This window comes from Pseudomonas lalucatii, from assembly GCF_018398425.1.
In the GTDB taxonomy this organism is placed as follows: domain Bacteria; phylum Pseudomonadota; class Gammaproteobacteria; order Pseudomonadales; family Pseudomonadaceae; genus Aquipseudomonas; species Aquipseudomonas lalucatii.
This window is the reverse complement of the sequence record NZ_JADPMV010000002.1, coordinates 530370-550229: the sequence shown is the minus strand read 5'-3', so window position 1 is coordinate 550229 and position 19860 is coordinate 530370. Positions and strand designations below refer to the sequence as shown.

24 protein-coding genes are annotated in these 19860 nt (G+C 67.6%); 6 read left to right on the top strand and 18 right to left on the bottom strand.

Annotation, left to right across the window (positions count from 1 at the left end):
- The first annotated feature begins 154 nt into the window (after positions 1–154).
- Positions 155–865, top strand: coding sequence for a tRNA-uridine aminocarboxypropyltransferase (locus I0D00_RS15980; RefSeq protein ID WP_213640818.1), 711 nt, complete (start codon positions 155–157; stop codon positions 863–865).
- Here the strand turns inward: I0D00_RS15980 and I0D00_RS15975 are convergent.
- Positions 801–1760 (bottom strand): DMT family transporter, encoded by a 960-nt coding sequence (locus I0D00_RS15975; protein WP_246533298.1) that lies wholly within the window; start codon positions 1758–1760, stop codon positions 801–803. The two genes, I0D00_RS15980 and I0D00_RS15975, sit on opposite strands and share 65 nt — an antisense overlap.
- A gap of 214 nt (positions 1761–1974) precedes the next feature.
- On the opposite strand from I0D00_RS15975, the gene erdR reads away from it, so the two are divergent.
- A complete protein-coding gene (erdR, locus tag I0D00_RS15970; protein ID WP_213640816.1) occupies positions 1975–2634 on the top strand; it encodes a response regulator transcription factor ErdR in 660 nt (219 codons plus the stop codon).
- Here erdR and I0D00_RS15965 read toward each other — a convergent pair.
- Entirely contained in the window at positions 2631–3557 is a 927-nt protein-coding gene (locus I0D00_RS15965) for a LysR family transcriptional regulator (RefSeq protein WP_213640815.1), read from the bottom strand. The two genes, erdR and I0D00_RS15965, sit on opposite strands and share 4 nt — an antisense overlap.
- Before the next feature lie 114 nt (positions 3558–3671).
- Here I0D00_RS15965 and fpr point away from each other — a divergent pair, with 114 nt between their 5' ends.
- Positions 3672–4451, top strand: coding sequence for a ferredoxin--NADP reductase (fpr, locus tag I0D00_RS15960; protein ID WP_213640814.1), 780 nt, complete (start codon positions 3672–3674; stop codon positions 4449–4451).
- Between the two features lie 91 nt (positions 4452–4542).
- Here fpr and I0D00_RS15955 read toward each other — a convergent pair whose 3' ends face one another.
- Entirely contained in the window at positions 4543–5886 is a 1344-nt protein-coding gene (locus tag I0D00_RS15955) for a GGDEF domain-containing protein (protein WP_213640813.1), read from the bottom strand.
- Between the two features lie 192 nt (positions 5887–6078).
- Positions 6079–6486, bottom strand: coding sequence for a VOC family protein (locus tag I0D00_RS15950; RefSeq protein ID WP_213640812.1), 408 nt, complete (start codon positions 6484–6486; stop codon positions 6079–6081).
- 59 nt (positions 6487–6545) lie between these two features.
- On the opposite strand from I0D00_RS15950, the gene I0D00_RS15945 reads away from it, so the two are divergent.
- Entirely contained in the window at positions 6546–6848 is a 303-nt protein-coding gene (locus I0D00_RS15945) for a putative quinol monooxygenase (protein WP_213640811.1), read from the top strand.
- Positions 6849–6857: 9 nt separating this feature from the next.
- Here the strand turns inward: I0D00_RS15945 and tsaA are convergent, their stop codons facing one another.
- The 10 genes from tsaA to I0D00_RS15895 form a co-directional block, all read right to left on the bottom strand.
- Positions 6858–7562: a tRNA (N6-threonylcarbamoyladenosine(37)-N6)-methyltransferase TrmO gene (gene tsaA, locus I0D00_RS15940; protein ID WP_213641803.1), complete on the bottom strand. Its 705-nt coding sequence runs from the start codon at positions 7560–7562 to the stop codon at positions 6858–6860.
- 66 nt (positions 7563–7628) lie between these two features.
- Positions 7629–8375 carry a DUF2182 domain-containing protein gene (locus I0D00_RS15935; RefSeq protein ID WP_246533297.1) on the bottom strand — a complete coding sequence of 249 codons (747 nt, stop codon included), beginning with the start codon at positions 8373–8375 and terminating at the stop codon, positions 7629–7631.
- 62 nt (positions 8376–8437) lie between these two features.
- Positions 8438–9073: a DUF1326 domain-containing protein gene (locus tag I0D00_RS15930; RefSeq protein ID WP_213640810.1), complete on the bottom strand. Its 636-nt coding sequence runs from the start codon at positions 9071–9073 to the stop codon at positions 8438–8440.
- 125 nt (positions 9074–9198) lie between these two features.
- Positions 9199–9660 carry a YehS family protein gene (locus tag I0D00_RS15925; RefSeq protein WP_213640809.1) on the bottom strand — a complete coding sequence of 154 codons (462 nt, stop codon included), beginning with the start codon at positions 9658–9660 and terminating at the stop codon, positions 9199–9201.
- A 62-nt stretch (positions 9661–9722) separates the two neighbouring features.
- Positions 9723–10433, bottom strand: a complete 711-nt coding sequence (locus tag I0D00_RS15920) for an rRNA pseudouridine synthase (protein ID WP_213640808.1) — start codon at positions 10431–10433, stop codon at positions 9723–9725.
- 104 nt (positions 10434–10537) lie between these two features.
- The gene (locus tag I0D00_RS15915) at positions 10538–11239 is read right to left on the bottom strand and encodes an ABC transporter ATP-binding protein (RefSeq protein ID WP_213640807.1); all 702 of its coding nucleotides are present in this window, start codon (positions 11237–11239) and stop codon (positions 10538–10540) included.
- A 3-nt stretch (positions 11240–11242) separates the two neighbouring features.
- Positions 11243–12010 carry a high-affinity branched-chain amino acid ABC transporter ATP-binding protein LivG gene (gene livG, locus I0D00_RS15910; RefSeq protein WP_213640806.1) on the bottom strand — a complete coding sequence of 256 codons (768 nt, stop codon included), beginning with the start codon at positions 12008–12010 and terminating at the stop codon, positions 11243–11245.
- Positions 12007–13275, bottom strand: a complete 1269-nt coding sequence (locus I0D00_RS15905) for a high-affinity branched-chain amino acid ABC transporter permease LivM (protein ID WP_215730957.1) — start codon at positions 13273–13275, stop codon at positions 12007–12009. The genes livG and I0D00_RS15905 overlap by 4 nt, the downstream gene beginning before the upstream one ends.
- A complete protein-coding gene (gene livH / locus I0D00_RS15900; RefSeq protein WP_213640805.1) occupies positions 13272–14195 on the bottom strand; it encodes a high-affinity branched-chain amino acid ABC transporter permease LivH in 924 nt (307 codons plus the stop codon). Before livH ends, I0D00_RS15905 begins: the two co-directional genes overlap by 4 nt.
- Before the next feature lie 117 nt (positions 14196–14312).
- Positions 14313–15434, bottom strand: a complete 1122-nt coding sequence (locus I0D00_RS15895; RefSeq protein WP_213640804.1) for a branched-chain amino acid ABC transporter substrate-binding protein — start codon at positions 15432–15434, stop codon at positions 14313–14315.
- Between the two features lie 296 nt (positions 15435–15730).
- On the opposite strand from I0D00_RS15895, the gene I0D00_RS15890 reads away from it, so the two are divergent.
- A complete protein-coding gene (locus I0D00_RS15890; RefSeq protein WP_213640803.1) occupies positions 15731–16042 on the top strand; it encodes a DUF2288 domain-containing protein in 312 nt (103 codons plus the stop codon).
- Positions 16043–16124: 82 nt separating this feature from the next.
- Entirely contained in the window at positions 16125–16493 is a 369-nt protein-coding gene (locus I0D00_RS15885; RefSeq protein WP_213640802.1) for a DUF5064 family protein, read from the top strand.
- A 3-nt stretch (positions 16494–16496) separates the two neighbouring features.
- Here the strand turns inward: I0D00_RS15885 and phnE are convergent, their stop codons facing one another.
- Genes phnE through I0D00_RS15865 form a run of 4 tightly spaced genes read right to left on the bottom strand, consistent with a single transcriptional unit; the run spans position 16497 to position 19751 of the window.
- Positions 16497–17279, bottom strand: a complete 783-nt coding sequence (gene phnE, locus I0D00_RS15880) for a phosphonate ABC transporter, permease protein PhnE (protein WP_213640801.1) — start codon at positions 17277–17279, stop codon at positions 16497–16499.
- Entirely contained in the window at positions 17276–18103 is an 828-nt protein-coding gene (locus I0D00_RS15875) for a PhnE/PtxC family ABC transporter permease (protein ID WP_213640800.1), read from the bottom strand. Before I0D00_RS15875 ends, phnE begins: the two co-directional genes overlap by 4 nt.
- The gene (locus tag I0D00_RS15870; RefSeq protein WP_213640799.1) at positions 18097–18900 is read right to left on the bottom strand and encodes a phosphonate ABC transporter ATP-binding protein; all 804 of its coding nucleotides are present in this window, start codon (positions 18898–18900) and stop codon (positions 18097–18099) included. The genes I0D00_RS15875 and I0D00_RS15870 overlap by 7 nt, the downstream gene beginning before the upstream one ends.
- On the bottom strand, positions 18897–19751 hold the full coding sequence (locus I0D00_RS15865; protein ID WP_213640798.1) for a putative selenate ABC transporter substrate-binding protein: 855 nt from the start codon (positions 19749–19751) through the stop codon (positions 18897–18899). The genes I0D00_RS15870 and I0D00_RS15865 overlap by 4 nt, the downstream gene beginning before the upstream one ends.
- Between the last annotated feature and the right edge of the window lie 109 nt (positions 19752–19860).

Genomic DNA, 19860 nt, shown 5'->3' with positions numbered 1-19860 from the left:
GGTGCGTTGGACCGGCAGGGTTCGGCAGAGGTTCAGCCTACTACGCCTGCGGTCATGCGAGGGCGCCGATGAGCCGCGTGCTTTGTTAGACTGCCGCGCCTGTCGATCCGGGGTCCCGTATGCCGTCCTTCTCTTGCCGCAAGGCGCCCTGTTCATGAGTCACGCCGTTGCCCGATTGCGTGCCGCCCGCCTTGCGCGCAGCGTGAAGCCCTTTGTCGCGCGCGGTTCCCGCGCCATCCGCTGCCCGCGTTGCCGGCTGGTGCCCAGTCATTGCCTGTGCAGCTGGCGCCCGCGGGTCGAGGTGCAGTCGGCCATGTGCCTGCTGATGCACGATGTCGAGGCGCTCAAACCGAGCAACACCGGCTGGCTGATCGCCGACGTGGTGGCCGATACCACGGCCTTCGGCTGGCTGCGCACCGAGGTCGACCCGGGCTTGCCGGCGTTGCTGGCCGAGCCGCACTGGCAGCCCTACCTGGTGTTTCCCGGCGAGTATGCCGCGCCCGAGCGGGTGGTCAGCGAGGTCGACGTGGCGCCGGGCAAGCGGCCGCTGTTCGTGCTGCTCGATGCGACCTGGACCGAGGCGCGCAAGATGTTTCGCAAGAGCCCTTACCTAGACAGCCTGCCGGTGCTCAGTTTCAAGCCGGAGCAGTTGTCGCGCTATCGCCTGCGCCGCTCTACCCGCGGCGAGCACCTGTGCACCGCCGAGGTCGCCGCACTCTGCCTCGAGCTGGCCGGCGACCGGCGCGCCGGCGAGGCGCTGGGCGCCTACCTGGATGTGTTCAGCCAGCACTACCTGGCGGCTAAAGGGCAGCGCGCGATCGATCCGCAGGATCCGCTGCATCAGCGCCTGCTGCCGTTTCTGTGAGCGCCGGCAGCGGCGGCAGCTGGCGCGGCCAGAGCTGGGCCAGCAGCATGCCGCCGAACATCAGGGCGCAGCCGAAATAACCACGCAGCTCCAGGGATTCACCGAGCAGCAGGGCGCCGGCGATGGCGGCGAACACCGCCTCCAGGGAGAGGATGATCGCCGCGTGGGAGGCGATCGCATGCTTCTGCGCCACCACCTGCAGGGTGAAACCGATCGCCACGCCGAACAGGCCGCCGTAGAGAATAGCCGGGCCGGCGGCGATGATCGCGTCCAGGCGAATCTCCTCGAACAGCACGGCCAGCAGCAGGCTGATCAGCGCGCAGGTGACGAACTGCACGGCGGCCAGGCGCAACGGGTCGTGACGGCCGGCGAAGAAACCCACCAGCAGCACATGCACACCCCAGACGCAGGCGCCGGCCAGTTGCAGCCAGTCGCCGGAGGCGACCTGGAAGCCTTCGCCGACGCTCAGCAGGAACATGCCGACCACCGCCAGGCAGGCGCCCAGCCAGATGCCTAGGCCGGTCTTGTGGCCGATCAGCAGGCCCAGCAATGGCACTATGATCACGTACAGGCCGGTGATGAAGCCGGAGTTGGTGACGCTGGTGAACAGCAGGCCGACCTGCTGCAGGTTGATGCCCAGGGCCAACGCCAGGCCCATCAGGCCGCCGCCGAGCAGCAGTTGGCGATTCACCGGGGGGACCGGGGCGTCGGCAGAGCGACGTTGCAGGATGGGCAACAGCGGCAGGAGAATCAGGGCGGCCAGGGCAAAGCGCAGGCCGCTGTAGAGGAACGGGCCGATCGAGTCCATGCCCAGACGCTGGGCGACGAAGGCCGAGCCCCAGATCATGGCGGTCAGGAGCATTAACAGGTCGGCGCGCAGGGCTTCCTTTCGCATGGAGCGATCCTTATGGGGGCAAAGGCGCAGACTGTGCCGCAAAGCTGCGCGCTTGACCACCCCGGCGTCGCTCGGCATGCTGGGCGCCGCCTCGGGCGCCCGCGCGGCCGAATCGCCGTCCCGGGGCAAGGCCCGGACTGCCGCCGGGTGCCGCCCGCCACGCCTGTTGTAGGCGCCGCCCTGGCTACTCATATAACAAGAACAGGATCTGCCGATGGCTACCTATGAAATCCTGATTGCCGACGATCATCCGTTGTTTCGCAGCGCCCTGCAGCAGGCGCTGACCCTGGGCCTGGGCCCCGATGTACGGCTGGTGGAAGCCGCCAGCATCGCCGAACTGGAGGGCTGCCTGACGAGCAAGGCGGACTGGGACCTGGTGCTGCTCGACCTGAACATGCCGGGGGCCTACGGTTTCTCCGGTCTGGTGTTGCTGCGCGGGCAGTACCCTCAGGTCCCGGTGGTGATGATCTCGGCTCAGGAGGACGCCGCCGTGGTGGCGCGCTCGCGGGAGTTCGGCGCCAGCGGCTTCATCCCCAAGTCCAGCTCCCTGGAGACCATCCAGCAGGCCGTGCGCCAGGTGCTCGACGGCGATGTCTGGTGGCCCGCGCAAAGCGAGGAGGCGGCGGCCGTTTCGGCCGAGGCCAAGGCCGCCAGCGAGGGCCTGGCCAGCCTGACGCCGCAGCAGTTCCGGGTGTTGACCATGGTCTGCGAAGGGCTGCTGAACAAGCAGATCGCCTACGAGCTGAGTGTCTCCGAGGCGACCGTCAAGGCCCATGTCACGGCGATCTTCCGCAAGCTCGGGGTACGCACCCGCACTCAGGCGGCCTTGCTGCTGCAGCAGCTGGAGTCCATTCCGAGCGGTAACCCCGGCTAAGCCAGGTTCGGCAGGACGATCTCGTCGCTGCGCCTGGCCCCGGCGGTCATGGCGCGGCACAGCTCGAGGAATTCGCGCATGGCGGCGGTCTGGTACTTCTGCTTGTGCCAGATGAAGTAGAACTGCCGGCGCAGGTCCAGGCTCGGCGTTTCCACGGGCACCAGGCTGCCGCGGCGAAAGGCCTCGCGCAGGGCCAGGCGCGAGATGCAGCCGATGCCCAGGCCCGACTCCACGGCACGCTTGATCGCCTCGGTGTGTTCCAGCTCCAGGCGGATATTCAGCGAGCTCGGGTGGTGGCGCATGGCCTGGTCGAAGGTCAGGCGGGTGCCGGAGCCCTGCTCGCGGAGAATCCAGGCCTCGTGCGCCAGCTCCTCCAGGCTCGCCTCGCCGCGCTGCGCCAGGGAGTGCTGCGGCGCGCAGAACACCACCAGCTCGTCCTCGACCCAGGGCTGCACCTCGATGTCCGGGTGCTGGCAATCGCCCTCGATCAGGCCGAGGTCCAGCTCGTAATGGGCGATCTGCTGCACCACATGGGCGGTGTTGTGCACCTGCAGGCGCACCCGGCACTCGGGGTGACGCTGCATGAAGCTGCCGATCAGCAGGGTGGCCAGGTAGTTGCCGACGGTCAGGGTGGCGCCCACGTCCAGCGAGCCGAAACCGCTCTTGCCGGCGAGCAGGCGTTCGATCTCCTTGGCCTGGTCGAGCAGCGCCACCGCCTCGGGCAGCAGCTGGCGGCCGAGGGCGTTGAGGCGCAGGCGCTTGCCCGAGCGGTCGAACAGCTGGCAGCCCGACTGCCGCTCCAGCTCGCTCAGCGAGGTGCTGGTGGCCGACTGCGACAGGGCCAGCGCCTCGGCGGCACGGGAGACGCTTTCCTGCTGGGCGGCGATGACGAAGACCTGGAGTTGCCTAAGAGTAAATCGCATATCTATATAACCGATAACCTATATCATAATAATCCACTTAACAGATATTCTGCGCCCGCCTAGAATGCCGCGCAATCACCCGCTTCGGGTCACCGCGTCTCTGAGGAAGCCAGCATGAGTAACCTGAACGTCGAGCGTGTGCTCAGCGTCCACCACTGGAACGACACCCTGTTCAGTTTCAAGACCACCCGCAATGCGGGGCTGCGGTTCGAGAACGGCCAATTCGTGATGATCGGCCTGCAACAGGACAACGGTCGCCCGCTGATGCGTGCCTACTCCATCGCCAGCCCGAACTATGAGGATCACTTGGAGTTCTTCAGCATCAAGGTGGCCGACGGCCCGCTGACCTCCAAGCTGCAGCACCTCAAACCCGGTGACGAGCTGATGGTCAGCCGCAAGCCCACCGGCACCCTGCTGCTGGACGACCTGCTGCCGGGCAAGCACCTCTACCTGCTCAGCACCGGCACCGGCCTGGCCCCCTTCATGAGCGTGATCCAGGACCCGGAGACCTACGAGCGCTACGAGAAGGTGGTGCTGGTGCACGGCGTGCGCTACGTCAACGAGGTGGCCTACCGCGAGTTCATCACCGAGCACCTGCCGCAGAACGAGTACTTCGGCGATGCCCTGAAGAGCAAGCTGATCTACTACCCGACCGTGACCCGCGAGGAGTTCGAGAACCAGGGCCGCCTGACCGACCTGATGCGCAGCGGCAAACTGTTCCGCGATATCGGCCTGCCGCCGATCAATCCGCAGGACGACCGCGCGATGATCTGCGGCAGCCCGAGCATGCTCGACGAGACCAGCGCCGTGTTGGACGGTTTCGGCCTGAAGATCTCGCCGCGGCTGGGCGAGCCGGGCGACTACCTGATCGAGCGCGCCTTCGTCGAGAAGTAGAGCGCACGCGCCACAGCAACAAAAAAGCTCGCCGACGGCGAGCTTTTTTGTTGGGCGCTGATTCGCTGTGAGGGTGCCTGGCCGGGCGACGCTAGGGCCCGGCGAGGGCCGCAGCGGGCGTCGAGGCGATGTGGAAGGCGTTGCCGCCGCGCTTTTTCGCCTGGTACATGGCGCTGTCGGCCTGCTGCAGCAGTTGCTGCATATCGCCGCCGTGCTGCGGATAGAGCGCCACGCCGATGCTGGGCGGGACGCACAGGGCATGCGGGCCCAGGTCGAAGGGGCGGCCGAGGGCCTGGCGGATCTTCTCTGCGACCGTCGCGACCTGCTCCGGCGAATGGATATCTTCGAGCAGCACCACGAACTCGTCGCCGCCCAGGCGCGCGATCGTGTCCGTCTCCCGGACGCAGTGCTGCAGGCGTTCGGCGACCCTCTGCAGCAGTCGATCGCCGATGGCGTGACCGCAGCTGTCGTTGACCTGCTTGAACCCGTCCAGGTCGAGGAACAGCAGCGCCAGTTGCGCCCGGTCGCGGTGGGCGCGGGCCAGGGCGAGCTGTACACGGTCGTGCAGCAGGGTGCGGTTGGGCAGTCGCGTGAGTTGGTCGTACTGCGCCATGAACTGCAGGCGGCCGAGCATCTGCTGATGCTCGACGGCGGCGGCGACCTGGGTCGATACGTACTGCAGCAGTTCCTTGTCGCGCTCGCCGTAGTGCAGGGCTTGGTCATGACTCTGCACGATCAGGGCGCCGATGGTGCCCTTGCGCGAGTTCAGGGGCACGCCCAGCCACCGCGGCGTAGCGCCGTCGCCGGCCGGCTTCGGCGAATGCAGCAGGGGCTGCCCGCTACGGATGAGCGGCGTGCTGAGCGCGAGAGGATCCGCTTGCGGCGATGCCGCCTCCTGCGGGCTCTGGTAGGCGACGCTCAACTCGGCACTCTGCTCATCGCGCAGCACGACGGTGAAATGGCTGGCCGGCAGCAGATCGCCGACGATCCGGTGCACCTGCTGAAACAGACCGCGCAGGTCCTCGGCGGAGTGCGCCGCCTCGGAGAGGGCATAAGCGGCCGCCAGCATCGACTCGCTGCGCTTGCGTTCGGTGATGTCGCGGGCCACGGCGATGCGCACCTGCTCCTCCTCAGACCAGCGCGCCGACCACATGATGTGGATGATCCGGCCGTCCTTGCGCACATAGCGGTTCTCGAAGTGCGGCTTGCTGATGCCGGCCATGACTTCCGCGGCCGTTTGCAGGGTCATGGCGCGGTCTTCGGGCAAGACCAGGTCGATCATGGGGCGGCCGACCAGTTCCTCGGGGGTATAGCCGAAGATGTGCTCGCCGGCCGCGCTGACGAATACGAAGTGCCCTTCTCGATCGACGACGCAGATGGCATCGAGCAGGAGGTCGATGACATTGCTGCTCGGTAGGTAGGGCGGTTTTTTCATCGCTCGATCATCGCGTTCTGGCTGCTGGGTATCGGCTGGGGAGGCGATACGCACAGGCGCGTGGACATAGAGCAACCTTAGACGCCGGCCCATGGCAGTGGAAGCAATACTTCCGGGAAAGCCTGCAGGCGCGCTGAAAAGGGGCCTGGGCGGCGCGGTGGAACCCACGCCGCCGCGCCCTCGAGGGCCTGCCTATGAGCCGAAGCGCTGGCCGGACACGGCCGGGTGGTAGATCGGCTGCACCTTGTTGCCGGCCGGGTCGAGCAGGTGGAAGCTGCGCGCGCCGTCGCCATGGTCGAAGGGGCGGTCCAGCAGGGGCACGCCCAGGGCCTTGAGGTACTGGTACCAGGCCTCCAGCTCCTCCACGCTGTCGACGATGAAGCCGAAGTGGTCCATCGCCTGCTGGCCCTGGCTGTCGCCACGGGCGCGGCCGAGGGAGAGGTTGTCGTTACCGCAGGTCAGGTAGACCAGGTCCTGGCTGGCGCGGTGCAGCACCTGCATGCCGAGGACATCGACGTAGAAGCGTTCGCAGGCCTCCAGGTCGCGAACCTGCAAGGCCAGATGGCGCAGGCCGTTGAGACGGCCGGGACGTTCGAGCATTGATGTGTACTCCGTTTTGTATACAATTAGCGACAAATATAAGACAAAAGGATCGCTCCGTGTACTGCTTGCTGCTCAAGACCCGACTCAAACCCGGCTGCTTCGACGCCTTCATGGCGGCCATGGGCGTCAACGCGGCGGCCTCGGTACGCGACGAACCGGGCTGCCTGACGTTCGACGTGCTGCGCGATCGCGGCGATCCCCAGCTGGTGTGGCTGTACGAGGTCTATGTCGACGAGGCGGCGTTCGCGGCGCATCTGCGCAGTGCGCACTTCCTCGCCAGTCGGCCGCTGGTCGAGCCGCTGATCCTCAGCCAGGAGGCCATCGAGGCGGACGCACTGGCGCTCAATCCGGCTCGCTGAGCGGCCGGGCTAGGCGTGCCGAGCGGCTTCGACCACTTCCAGCACGCAGATCCGTCCGGGCTGGGGGTAGTGCCAGCGCACGTCGACATCCCAGAAGGCGGCGCCGTAGCGCCGCTGCGGTGACGGCAGCTGGTAGGCGGGGCGGGGGTCCTGGGCCAGGCATTGCTCGATCAGCGCGACCAGCGGCTCCCCCAGGCGCCGCTCGTGGGCCTGGGCCTGGGCCAGCGCCGGTGCCAGCCAGTCGACGGCAATCGGCCGCGGCGCGTCGGCGGCGATGGCGTTGACGGCCTCGCCGACGCAGTCGGCATAGGGCACGTAGGGCTTGATATCCAGCACCGGCGTGCCGTCCAGCAGGTCGATGCCGGACAGCCAGAGCCGGCCCGGCTCGACCCGATCCAGCTTGACCACCGACTGGCCGATGCCGTTGGGCCTGTGGGTGGCGCGGCTGGCGAACACGCCCAGCGACTGGTTGCCGCCCAGGCGCGGCGGGCGTACCTTCAGCCGCGGCTTGTCCTCCAGCGCCTGGTGGAACAGGAACAGCAGCCAGACATGGCTGACCTGCTCCAGGCCTTGCACCGCGTCGCCCTGGTCGAAGGGCGGCAGCAGTTCCAGGACCCCGCGGGCGGCCGGCGCCAGGTGCGGCTGACGCGGGATGGCGAACTTCTCCTTGAAGCAGGAGCGGACGAAACCTATGGGCGATACGCTGTAGGACATGGGGCTGGGGTCGACGGCGGCGGGGCCGTCCATCTTACCTGCTGCACGCCGCGGCCTTAAGCGCGGTTAGGCGAGCAGCAGCGCGGTGCCCCCGGCGATCAGCAGCAGCCCGGTGCAGCGCCCGAGCCAGAGGCCCAGGGGCAGGGTCTTCTCCAGCAGCACATAGGCGCCGATAGCCGCCACCCACAACAGGTTCATCACCCCTGCGACGAACAACAGGCCCATCAGCGCCCAGCAACAGCCCAGGCAGTAGGCGGCATGGGCCAGGCCCATGCGCCAGCCGCCGCCGATGCCGGGCCGCCAATGGCTCAGGAGGAACGCCACCGGCCCCCGGCAGTGGGCCAGGCAGGCGGCCTTGGTCGGCGACCACTGGTAGGCGCCGGCGGTCAGCAGCAGCGCGGCCGCGAGCCAACGATTGTTGCTGCGCAGTTGCGGGTCGAGCAGGGCGAGTTGCTCCAGGCCCCATTGCAGCGCGGTGGCGAGCAGGCCGAACGCGGCCCATAGCAGCAGATAGGCCAGGCAGAACAGCAGCAGGGCCAGCCGGCGCTCGGGCGGGTCCAGGTACCTGCGCAGCATCTGCTGGTACAGCAGGAACATCGGCAGGGCGCCGGGCAGCATCATGCCGACCATCATCACCGCCCACATCGCCAGCATCAGCAGGGCATCCCGGGCGGCCCAGGGCATCGGCATGGCGGCCATGGCCAGCATGCTACCCGTCGCGGCCATGTCCTCGGCCATGCGCAGCAACAGCCACCAGGCCATCCCCGTCAGTAGCAGCAGGCACAGCAGGCACAGCCACTGCTCGCGCCGCAACGGCCAGCGGGGCAGTCGCCGGCGCGGCGACTCGGCGGGGCCCTCGGGAAGCTCGAGCGACTTCAGCGCACCACCCCCTGCCCGGTGAAGTGCAGGCGGGCGAAGTGGCCGTGGCCCTGCTGCGACTGGATCTTGATCGCGCCCTTGGTCTGGTAGCTGCCGCTGGCCATCTGCGCCTCGGTGAACTCGAAGCCGTTGGGCAGCACCAGGCGGGCTTCCTGGGCCTGGCCGCTGACCGGGTTGCGAATCGGCTCACCCGTCACCTCCAGTACGCCGGGAATGCGGGTGTGGGCTTCGCGCTTATCGACATCGACGCTGAACTCGATCGGCACGTATTGCGGCGCGTAAACCTCGCTGAGGGTGCTGGCGAACACCGAGAAGACGGTGGCGCCGGGTTCGGTGTCCTCGCCCGTGAGAATCCGCAGCAACGCCTCGCGCTGCGCGGCGCTGGCCCTGTCGTCGATGAACAGCTGGCAGCGGCCGTTGCCCTCGTGGATGGCCCTGGGCCAGGCGAAGGTGCCGACCCAGCACAGGCCGTCCAGGCGGACGTCCTGGTGGTGACCTTGGTCGATGCGCATCGACACCACGGCCTCGCAGTTGCCGTGGCTGGGCAGCGCGCTGAATTGACAGGGGCAGCCCCAGTTGCAGTTGCAGGTAGCAAACTCGACGCCCTGCATGCGCCAGTCAGCCATGCTCATGGCTATCCTCCCTGCCGCGCTAGCGGCACTAGGTGAGATAACCCCCCAATTTAAAGGTTAGCAATGGCATGGCGGGCGGCGGGGAAGGCGGACTAACGGGCGTCCGCCCGCCAGGGGCGCGGCGCTCAGCCGCGCAGGCGCAGGGTCAGGCCCCTGAGGAAGTTGCGCAGGAACTGGTCGCCGCAGGGGCGGTAGTTGCTGTGGCCGAACTTGCGAAACAGCGCGCTCATCTCCGGTTTGGACACCGGGCAATCGACACTCTGCATGATCGCGTGCATGTCATCTTCCTTCAGCTCGAAGGCCACGCGCAGCTTCTTCATCACCATGTTGTTGGTCACCGGCAGCTCGAAGGGCTGCGGCGGACGGTTGTCGTCCTTGCCGCGCTTGAAGTACACCAGGCCGTCGAGGAAATGCGCCATCAGCTCGTCGTCGCAGGCCTGGAAGCCCTCCTCGTCGTCCTTCTTCAGCACGGCGCCGACCCGGTCTGCCCCGACCTGCAGGCCGCTGAGCTGGATGATATCGGCCATCTGCGCGTCGCTGAGGTCGAGGCTGTAGCGCAGGCTGCGCAGTACGTCGTTGTTGAGCATGGGGACATCCTGGGAAATAAGAGGGGGCCGCGGCGGTCTGCGCCGCGGCGACAGCGGTGTGACTAGAAGCGTTCCTTGGCGGCCAGGTAGCGCCACTGGCCGGCGGGCACCTTGGCCATCGGCACGCCGCCGATGCGGATGCGCTTGAGCCCCAGCACCTTGAGGCCGACGCTGTTGCACATGAACACGAGCTGCCCGGGCTGGGGGTTCTTCAGGGCGAAGCGCAGGCGGGTCTCGTTCTGCCAGCTGACCTTGCAGGGCGGCAGCGGCGCGCCATTGAACGTCAGGCCGTGATTGAGGCGCTTGAGCTGGGCCGGGCTGAGCTGGCCGTCGACCTCGACCACGTATTCCTGCTCCAGCTTGCTCAGGTCTTCCCTGAGCTTGCGCTCGACGCGCCAGTCCTGGGTCAGCACATGCAGGCCGTCGGCGCCGGCCTGCAGCGGGATGCAGGGGGTCAGGCGGGCGAAATGGCCGTTCAGCGGGCGCAGGCCGGAGGCGTCGTCCGCCCAGTGGTTCGCCACGCCCAGGGTTGCGGCGGCGCTGCTCGGGGCGTGCCCGCTGGGCACATGCAGCAGCAGGGTGGCCGGCTCGAGTGGTGCGGCGACGGCATCCGGGAGCAGTTCGACCCGCTGATCCAGCACCTTGAACTGCGGCTCGTCCACCACTTCGCCGTCGACCAGCACCCAGCCGCCCTGGATATACAGCTCGGCCTCGCGGCGCGAGCAGCCGACCAGTTCGATCAGGCGCTTGGACAGGCGAATGGGGTCGGTCATGGCGGGCTCGGCGGCAAGGGGAGGGTGGCCATTGTAACCGCCCGGGGCGGCGGCACGCGGATAAAAAAACCGCTCCGAGGAGCGGTTTTCGGACTGCCGGTGGCTCAGCCGCCGAGATAGGCGTCGCGCACCTTGGGGTTGGTCAGCAGCTCGTGGCCGCTGCCCTGCATGACGATCCGCCCGTTCTCCAGCACATAGCCGCGATCGGCCAGCTTGAGGGCCTGGTTGGCGTTCTGCTCGACCAGGAAGATGGTCACGCCATCCTTGCGCAGCTGCTCGATGATGTCGAAGATCTGCTGGATGATGATCGGCGCCAGGCCCAGGGAGGGCTCGTCGAGCAACAACAGCTTGGGCATGCTCATCAGCGCGCGGCCGATGGCGAGCATCTGCTGTTCGCCGCCGGACATGGTGCCGGCGCGCTGGCTGAGGCGCTCCTTCAGGCGCGGAAACAGGTGCAGCACCTTGTCCAGTTGCGCCTGGAAGTCACCCTTGTTGGTGAAGAAGCCGCCCATCACCAGGTTTTCCTCGACGGTCAGGCGGGCGAACACCCGACGCCCCTCGGGGACGATGGCGATGCTCTTGCGCATGATCTCCGGGGTGTCCTGGCCGACCAGTTCCTCGCCCTGGTAGCGGATGCTGCCGCTGCTCGCCTGCGGGTTGCCGCACAGGGTCATCAGCAGGGTCGACTTGCCGGCGCCGTTGGCGCCGATCAGGGTGACGATCTCGCCCTGGCGGACCTCGACGCTGACGTCGTGCAGCGCCTGGATCTTGCCGTAGAAGGTGGAAACCTTGTCGAAAGTCAGCATGGCTCAGGCCTCCCCCAGATAGGCTTTGATCACGTCGGGGTTGTCGCGGATCTGCTCCGGCGTGCCGTCGGCCAGGGGGGTGCCCTGGTTGATCACGTAGATATGGTCGGAAATGCTCATCACCAGCTTCATGTCGTGCTCGATCAGCAGCACGGTGACGTTGTGCTGGTCGCGCAGCATGCGGATCAGCGCCTTGAGGTCGTCGGTCTCCTTGGGGTTGAGGCCGGCAGCCGGCTCGTCGAGCATGAGGATGCGCGGCCGGGTCATCATGCAGCGGGCGATCTCCAGGCGGCGTTGCTGGCCGTAGGCCAGGGTGCCGGCCGGGCGATTGGCGAACTCGGTCAGGTTGACCTGTTCCAGCCAGTGGGCGGCGTATTCCATCGCCTCGCGCTCGCTCTTGCGGAACGCCGGGGTCTTCAGCAGGCCGGCAATGAAGTTGGTGTTGAGGTGACGATGCTGGGCCACCAGCAGGTTCTCCACCGCGGTCATTTCCTTGAACAGGCGGACGTTCTGGAAGGTGCGCACCACGCCCTTGTGGGCGATCTTGTGGCCCGGCAGGCCCTCGATCTGCTCGCCGTTGAGGCGGATGCTGCCGCTGGTGGGCTGGTAGAAACCGGTCAGGCAGTTGAACACCGTGGTCTTGCCGGCGCCGTTCGGCCCGATCATCGACACCACCTGTTTCTCGTTGACCGACAGCCCCACCCCGTTGACGGCCAGCAGGCCGCCGAAGCGCATGGACAGGCCGCTTACTTCTAGGATCGGGCGGCTCATGGTTTCAGCTCCAGGTGCGGGCGCTGCATGGGCAGCAGGCCCTGCGGACGCCAAATCATCATGAATACCATCAGGGCACCGAACATCAACATGCGGTACTCGCTGAATTCACGCATCAGCTCGGGCAGCAGGATCATCACCACCGCGGCGAGGATGATGCCCAGCTGCGAGCCCATGCCACCGAGCACGACGATGGCGAGGATGATCGCCGACTCGATGAAGGTGAAGGACTCCGGCGTCACCAGACCCTGGCGCGCGGCGAAGAAGCTGCCGGCGAAACCGGCGAAGCAGGCGCCGAGGGTGAAGGCCGACAGCTTGATCACGGTGGGGTTCATGCCCAGCGCGCGGCAGGCGATCTCGTCCTCGCGCAGGGCCTCCCAGGCACGGCCGATCGGCATGCGCAGCAGGCGGTTGATCACGAACAGGGTCAGCAGCACCAGCAGCAGGGCGATCAGGTAGAGGAAGATCACCTTGTTGATCGACTGATATGCCGTGCCGAAGAACTCGTGGAAGGTCTGCAGGCCCTCGTCGGCGCGGCGCTCGAAACTCAGGCCGAACAGGGTCGGCTTGTCGATGTTGCTGATGCCGTTGGGACCGCCGGTCAGCTCGGTCATGTTGCGCAGCAGGATGCGGATGATCTCGCCGAAGCCCAGGGTGACGATGGCCAGGTAGTCGCCGCGCAGGCGCAGCACCGGGAAGCCGAGGATGAAGCCGAAGAACGCCGCCATCAGGCCGGCGATCGGCAGGCACACCCAGAAGCCCAGGCCGTAGTAGTGCGACAGCAGCGCGTAGCTGTAGGCACCCACCGCATAGAAACCGACGTAGCCCAGGTCCAGCAGGCCGGCCAGGCCGACCACGATGTTCAGGCCGAGGCCGAGCATCACGTAGATCAGGATCAGCGTGGCGATGTCCACCGCGCCGCGGCTGCCGAAGAACGGCCAGGCCAGGGCGATGAGGATCAGCGCCAATACTGCCCAGCGCTGGGTGGTCGGTTGGGTGAGGAAGTCGCTGGCCTGGCTGGGCACCTTCGGCAGCCTGGGCGCACTGGACCAGGCGGCGCCGATCCGGTCGCGCAGCAGTTGCCAGAAGAACATGGCGATGGCGCAGGCGGCGATGGTCCAGAGCACGGCCGGGCTGGCGCCCTGCACCTGCAGGCTGATGCCGACGGTGGTCAGCTTCAGGCCGATCACCGGGTAGGCCACGGCGATCACCAGCAGGGCGCTGAAGAAGGCGGTCTTGAGGTTACTGCGAATAGACGGGTTCATACCTTTTCAACCTCCGGACGGCCGAGGATACCGGTCGGGCGGAACAGCAGGACCAGCACCAGCAGGCTGAAGGCCACCACGTCCTTGTACTGGTCGCCGAAGATATCGGCGCCGAAGGCCTCGGCCACGCCCAGGACCAGGCCGCCGAGCATGGCGCCGGGGATGCTGCCGATGCCGCCCAGGACCGCGGCGGTGAAGGCCTTGATGCCGGCGAGGAAGCCCAGGTGCGGGTTGATCACGCCGTACTGCATGCCCAGCAGCACCGCGGCCACGGCGGCCAGGGCGGCGCCGATGACGAAGGTCAGGGCGATGATGTTGTTGGTGTTGATGCCCAGCAGGTTGGCCATCTTCAGGTCTTCGGCGCTGGCGCGGCAGGCGCGGCCGAGGCGCGAGCGGGCGATGAACAGGGTCAGGCCGACCATCGCCAGGAAGGTGACGACGAAGATCAGCACCTGGGTATAGGAGATCACCACCCCGTTCATGGTGCTTTCGCCGAACACGAAGTTGCCCGGCAGCGGGTTGGGAATGGCCTTGTCCTTGGAGTCCTGGGCCAGCAATACCTCGTTCTGCAGGAAGATCGACATGCCGATCGCGGAGATCAGCGGGATCAGGCGGTTGCCGCCGCGCAGCGGGCGGTAGGCGACCCGTTCGATGCTGTAGCCGTAGGCGCTGCAGACGATGATGCTGGCGGCGAAGCCGGCGATCATGACCAGCGGCAGGCTGTCCAGGCCGAACATGGCGAGGGCGGTGATGGCGATGAAGGCTACGTACGAGCCGATCATGTAAACCTCGCCGTGGGCGAAGTTGATCATGCCGATGATGCCGTAGACCATGGTGTAGCCGATGGCGATCAGGGCATAGGTGCTGCCAACGGTCAGGCCGTTAACCAGCTGTTGCAGGTAGTGATAAAGATCAGGCATTGCCTAACTCCTGGGTCAGCACGCACGGCGGCGCTTGTGGCGCAGCATGAGACCGGAATTCTTCCAATAAACAAAACCCACTGCGGCTGCAGTGGGCTTTGGGTTCAGGCGGGACGCTTACTTGGCTTCGGACTTGGTACCGTCCTGGTGCCACTCGTAGACCACGAAGCTGAAGTCCTTCAGGTCACCCTTCTCGTCGAAGGCCAGGGTGCCGGTCGGGGTGTCGAAGCTGTTGGCGCGCAGGGCCGCGGCGACCTTGGCGGTGTCGGTGTCGCCAGCCTTGGCGATGCCTTCGGCGATGACCTGCACGGCGGCGTAGGCCGGGAACACGAACGGGCCGGTTGGGTCTTCGTTCTTGGCCTTGAAGGCCTCGACCAGCGCCTGGTTCTTCGGATCCTGGTCGAAGGACTTCGGCAGGGTCACCAGCAGGCCTTCGGAGGCCGGGCCGGCGATGGCGGAGATTTCCTTGTTACCCACGCCTTCCGGACCCATGAAGCGGACCTTCAGGCCCTTCTCCGACGACTGGCGCAGCAGCAGGCCCAGTTCCGGGTGGTAGCCGCCGTAGTAGACGAAGTCGACGTTGGCCTGCTTGAGCTTGGAGATCATCGCCGAGAAGTCCTTGTCGCCGGCGTTGATGCCTTCGAACAGGGCGACGTTCACACCCTTGCCTTCCAGGGTCTGCTTGACCGCGGTGGCGATGCCTTCGCCGTACTGCTGCTTGTCGTGGATGACCGCGACGTTCTTCGGCTTGACGTGGTCGGCGATGAAGTTGCCGGCGGTCGGGCCCTGCAGGCTGTCCAGGCCGATGGTGCGGAACACCAGCTCGTAGCCGCGGGCGGTGATGTCCGGGCTGGTGGAGGCCGGGGTGACCATCAGGATGCCTTCGTCTTCGTAGATGTCGGACGCCGGCTGAGTGGAGCTGGAGCACAGGTGGCCGATGACGAAGCTGACTTCGTCGTTGACGATCTTGTTGGCTACGGCCACGGCCTGCTTCGGATCGCAGGCATCGTCGTAGACCACGCCTTCGAGCATCGCGCCGTTCACCCCGCCGGCCTTGTTGATCTGCTCGATGGCCATCTTGGCACCGATGAATTGCATCTCGCCGTACTGGGCGACCGCGCCGGTGACCGGACCGGCCATGCCGATCTTGATGGTATCGGCCGCGACCGAGTAGCTGGCGACGCCGGCCATGGCCATGGCGGCAAACAGTTTGGAAATCTGCTTAGTAGCCTTGTTCATAGTGCTCCACTCTTATGGTTCTTCATTGTTGTAGTTCTGGCGGCCAAAGCTGCAGAACCGGGTCGTATCCCCGGCTGTACCCCCGGCAACTGTACCGGCGCAGTGTAGAGCGCCGGTTCGCGCCTTGAAAAGCTGGCTGCCAGGGGCAAAACAGCTGGGTGTCGCTTAAGTGCAATGAATGTATAGAAAAGCGGCGTGCCTCGACAGCCCCGGACAACGTCGGGCGCGCTTGCCTGAGCGGCGACCGGCGCTATCATGGCCGCCGACTGAAATCCGGCTTCCCTGACAGGCACACCATGACTGAACAACCTAGCACCCTCTATGCCAAGCTGCTTGGAGAAACTGCACCTATTCGTTGGCAGGAGCTGCAGCCGTTCTTCGCCCGGGGCGCGCTGCTGTGGGTCGAAGGGGCCGAGGATCTGGTCGCCGTGGCCGAGGCCGTGGCCGAAAATGACCAGTCCCGAGTCGCCGGCTGGCTGCAGGGCGGCCTGCTGCGCAAGGTGGACGATGGCCTCGCCGAAGAGCTGCTGAGCCGCGACCCCCAGCTATGGGCCGTGGTGGTGGCGCCCTGGGTGCTGGTGCAGGAGCGCGCCGCGCGCCCGGCCTGAGGGCGGGCCGCGGACGGGCGATGGCGGCAGAGCGGGCGGCGAGCGACTATGCTCGGAGCTGATCCGCAGGAGGAGCGCCGCCATGTTCGAACCCGGCCATCTGCATCGCGTCAATCCGGTCGCCACGGCCGACCAGCCCAAGTACAGCATCGACCTGCACTACGAGGTGCGCCAGGACCCGGTGGAGGGGCCGATGCTGCATATGCGCATGCACGGCGAGGTGGCGGGCCAGGCGTTCGAGGAGGAGTTCGAGCTGCACCGCGACACCGCCTTCAATTTCGCCAGCGTGGCCAGCCGCATCGCCCGCAAGCACGGCCTGCCGGCCGGCACCAGCCTGCTGCTGCGCGATCATCAGGAGTACGACCACATGTTCGCCGACATCCGCGCCAAGCTCGGTAGCCATACCGGCGACCCGGTGAACCTCGACCACCTGGAGAAGGACGGGCTCTAGCGGCTAGCCGCTGACCCAGCGTTGCCGCGCCCAGGTGCTGAGGGCGTCGACGCCCAGTACCAGAACCAGCATGGCCAGGATCACGCTCGCCGCCCGGGCCTCCTGGAACAGGCTGAGGTGGACGTAGAGCATCTGGCCCAGGCCGCCGGCGCCGACGAAGCCCAGCACGCTGGCCATGCGGATATTGTTCTCCCAGCGATACAGCGAGTAGGCCAGCAGTTGCGGCCAGACCGCCGGCAGGGTGCCGTAGCAGAAGGCCACGAGCGCGCCGCCACCGCCCAGGCGGATGGCCTCGGCCGCCGTCTTCGGGGTGTTTTCCAGGGCCTCGGCGAACAGCCGGCCGAGCACGCCTGTGGTATGCAGGGCCAGGGCCAGGGTGCCGGCATTCGGCCCGAGGCCGGCGGCCAGCACCACCAGGGCCGCCCAGACCAGCTCCGGGACCGCGCGCAGGGCATTGAGCAGCAGGCGTGCGCCGCCGTGCGCCAGCCAGCCCAGGCGCCCTGCGGCCGGCAAGGCCAGCAGCAGGCCGAGCAGCACCGCCAGCAGGGTGCCCAGGGCCGACATGGCCAGGGTCTCGATGGCGCCGCTGCCGATGGCCCGCAGGTGCGCGGCGGTGAAGTCGGGGCGCAGGAATGCACCGGCGTAGCTGGCCATCTGGCTCGGGCTGTCGCCGGCGAACAGGCCGGCGAGATCGATGCCCAGGTAGGCGAACGATGCCAGCACTGCCGCCGCCACGCTCAGCAGCAGCCCGAGATTGACCAGTCGCCGGGACAGGGGCGGGTTCATAGCAGCCTCGCGCGCAGCAGGCGGCTGAGCTGGTCGGCCAGCAGCACCAGGGCGAGGAAGCACAGCAGCATGCTCGCCACCTCGGCGCCGGCGAACATGCGCATCGACAGGTCGATCTGCTGGCCCAGGCCACCGGCGCCGACGAAGCCCATCACCACCGAGGCGCGGATCGCACATTCCCAGCGATAGACCGTGTAGGAGAGCATCTCCGCCGCGGCGTTGGGCAGCACGCCATAGGCGAAGGCGGCCAGGCGCGGGCTGCCGGCGACCAGCAGGGCGCGGCCGGGGCGCGGGTCGACCGACTCGAAGATCTCCGCGTAGACCTTGCCGAGCATGCCGCTGTAGGTGATGGCGATGGCCAGCACGCCGGCGGTCGGGCCCAGACCCACGGCGCGCACGAACAGCAGGGCCCAGACGATCTCCGGCACGCTACGCATCAGGATCAGCACGGCCCGCACCGGCCAGCGCAGGGCCTGTGCCCAGGCGCTCGGCCGGCCGCCGCGGTGCAGCGCCGACAGCGACAGCGCGCGGCTGGCCAGCAGCGCGCCGGGAACCGCCAGCAGCAGGGCCAGGGCCATGCCGGCCGTTGCGATGGCCAGGGTTTCCAGGGTGGCCCGGCCGAGGAGCTGGAGGAATGCACCGTCGTGGGCCGGTGGCCAGAAGTCGCCGAGGAAGCGCCCCATGTTCGCGGCGTTGTGGTCGTCGAACAGCACGCTAAGGTCCAGCTCGCTCATCTGCAGCCCGGGCCACAGCAGCAACAGGGCGAGCAGGGTCAGGGCCAGGCGCGGCAGGGCGGCCGGGTCGCGCGGGGCCGACTTCAGCATCGCGGAATCTGCACGCGCGACGGCAGCGGCGTTGGCGAGGCGGGTGCGGCCTGCAGTTGTTCGTTGGCGTACAGGGCGTCCAGCTGGGCCTGCTGGATCGCCGCCGGCGGCAGGTCGAAGACGATCCTGCCGTCGCGCAGGCCGATGATCCGCGGGAAGTGCGCCAGGGCCAGGTCCACCGCGTGCAGGCTGGCCAGCAGGGTCATGCCGCGGCTGGCCGCCTCGTGGTTGAGCACGCTCAGGGTATGCACGGCGAGCAGCGGGTCCATGGCCGACACCGGCTCGTCGGCGAGGATCAGCTCGGGCGCCTGGTACAGCGCCCGGGCGATGCCGACGCGCTGCAGCTGGCCGCCGGACAGCTGGTCGCAGCGTTCGAAGAGCTTGTCGCCCAGGTCGAGGCGCGCCAGGGCGGCCTGGGCGCCCGCCATGTCGACCGGGTGCAGCAGGCTGAGCAGGCTCCTGGCCAGCGACCACTGGCCGAGGCGGCCGGCCAGCACCGCGGTGACCACCCGTTGGCGCGGCGGCAGTGGCGGCGCCTGGTGAATCAGGCCGATGCGCGCGCGCAGGCGCTGGCGCTGGCGGGCGCCGAGTTGCCAGGGGTCGTGCCCGAGCAGGCTGAGCTCCCCGCCGCTGGGGCGCAGGCCGGTGGCGAGCAGGCGCAGCAGGCTGGTCTTGCCCGCGCCGGAGGGGCCGATGATGGCCAGCCGTTCACCGGCCTGGACCTGCAGGTCGATGTGGGCGAGGGCGACCCGGCCGTTGGCGTGGGCCAGGCCCACGCCTTCGAGCCTCAGGCTCACTGCAACAGGCCGGCCGCGCGGGCTGCTTCCTCGATGCCTTGGTAGTTCTGCGCCTGGGTCTCGATGAAGCGGCTGGCGGCCTGCAGGTCGAGGATCGCCTTGTGCTCGGGATTGGCCGGATCGAGGGCGAGGAAGGCGGCCTTGAGCTTGTCGCGCAGGGCCGGGTCGAGGCCGCCGCGCACCGTCCAGTTGTAGTCGTAGTAGGGCGGGGTGGTGGCGATCACCCGGACCTTGTCGCTGTCGACCTTGCCGGCGGCGACCAGCTTGTCCCACACCGAGGCGTTGAGCACGCCGCCGTCGGCCTTGCCGGCCTGGACCCAGGCGGCGGTGGCGTCGTGGGCACCGGAATAGGCGATGCGGCTGAAGAAGTCCTCCGGCTGGATGCCGTCCTGCAGCATGAAGTACCGCGGCATCAGGCTGCCTGAGGTGGAGGACACCGAGCCGAAGGCGAAGGTCTTGCCCTTGAGATCCTGCAGCGAGTGCACGGCCGGGTCGGCGCTGATGATCTTGCTGGTGAACTTCTCGTCCTCGGCGCGCTGCACCAGGGGAATGGCGTCGCCGCTCTTCAGGCGGACCTGGACGAAGGTGAAGCCGCCCAGCCAGGCCATGTCGATGCGCTCGGCGGCGAGGGCTTCGACCACTGCGGCATAGTCGGTCACCGGGACGAACTCGACCGGCATGCCCAGCTGTTGCTCGAGGTAGGCGCCGAGGGGCTGGAACTTGCGCAGCAGTTCGGTGGGGGCTTCGTCGGGGATGGCCGAGACCTTGAGGACGTCGGCGGCTTGGGCGAACAGGGACGATACGGACAGGGCGAGGCCGGCGACGAGCGCCAGGGTGTTGTTGAGCTTCATGGGTTCTCCGGTTCAATAGCGGGGAAAGCGCGGCGGATTATAGGGACAAGTGCGATTCTTCGCAGCTTCCAATAACTGACTTCGCGGTTAACATGGGGCTTTCCTCTGG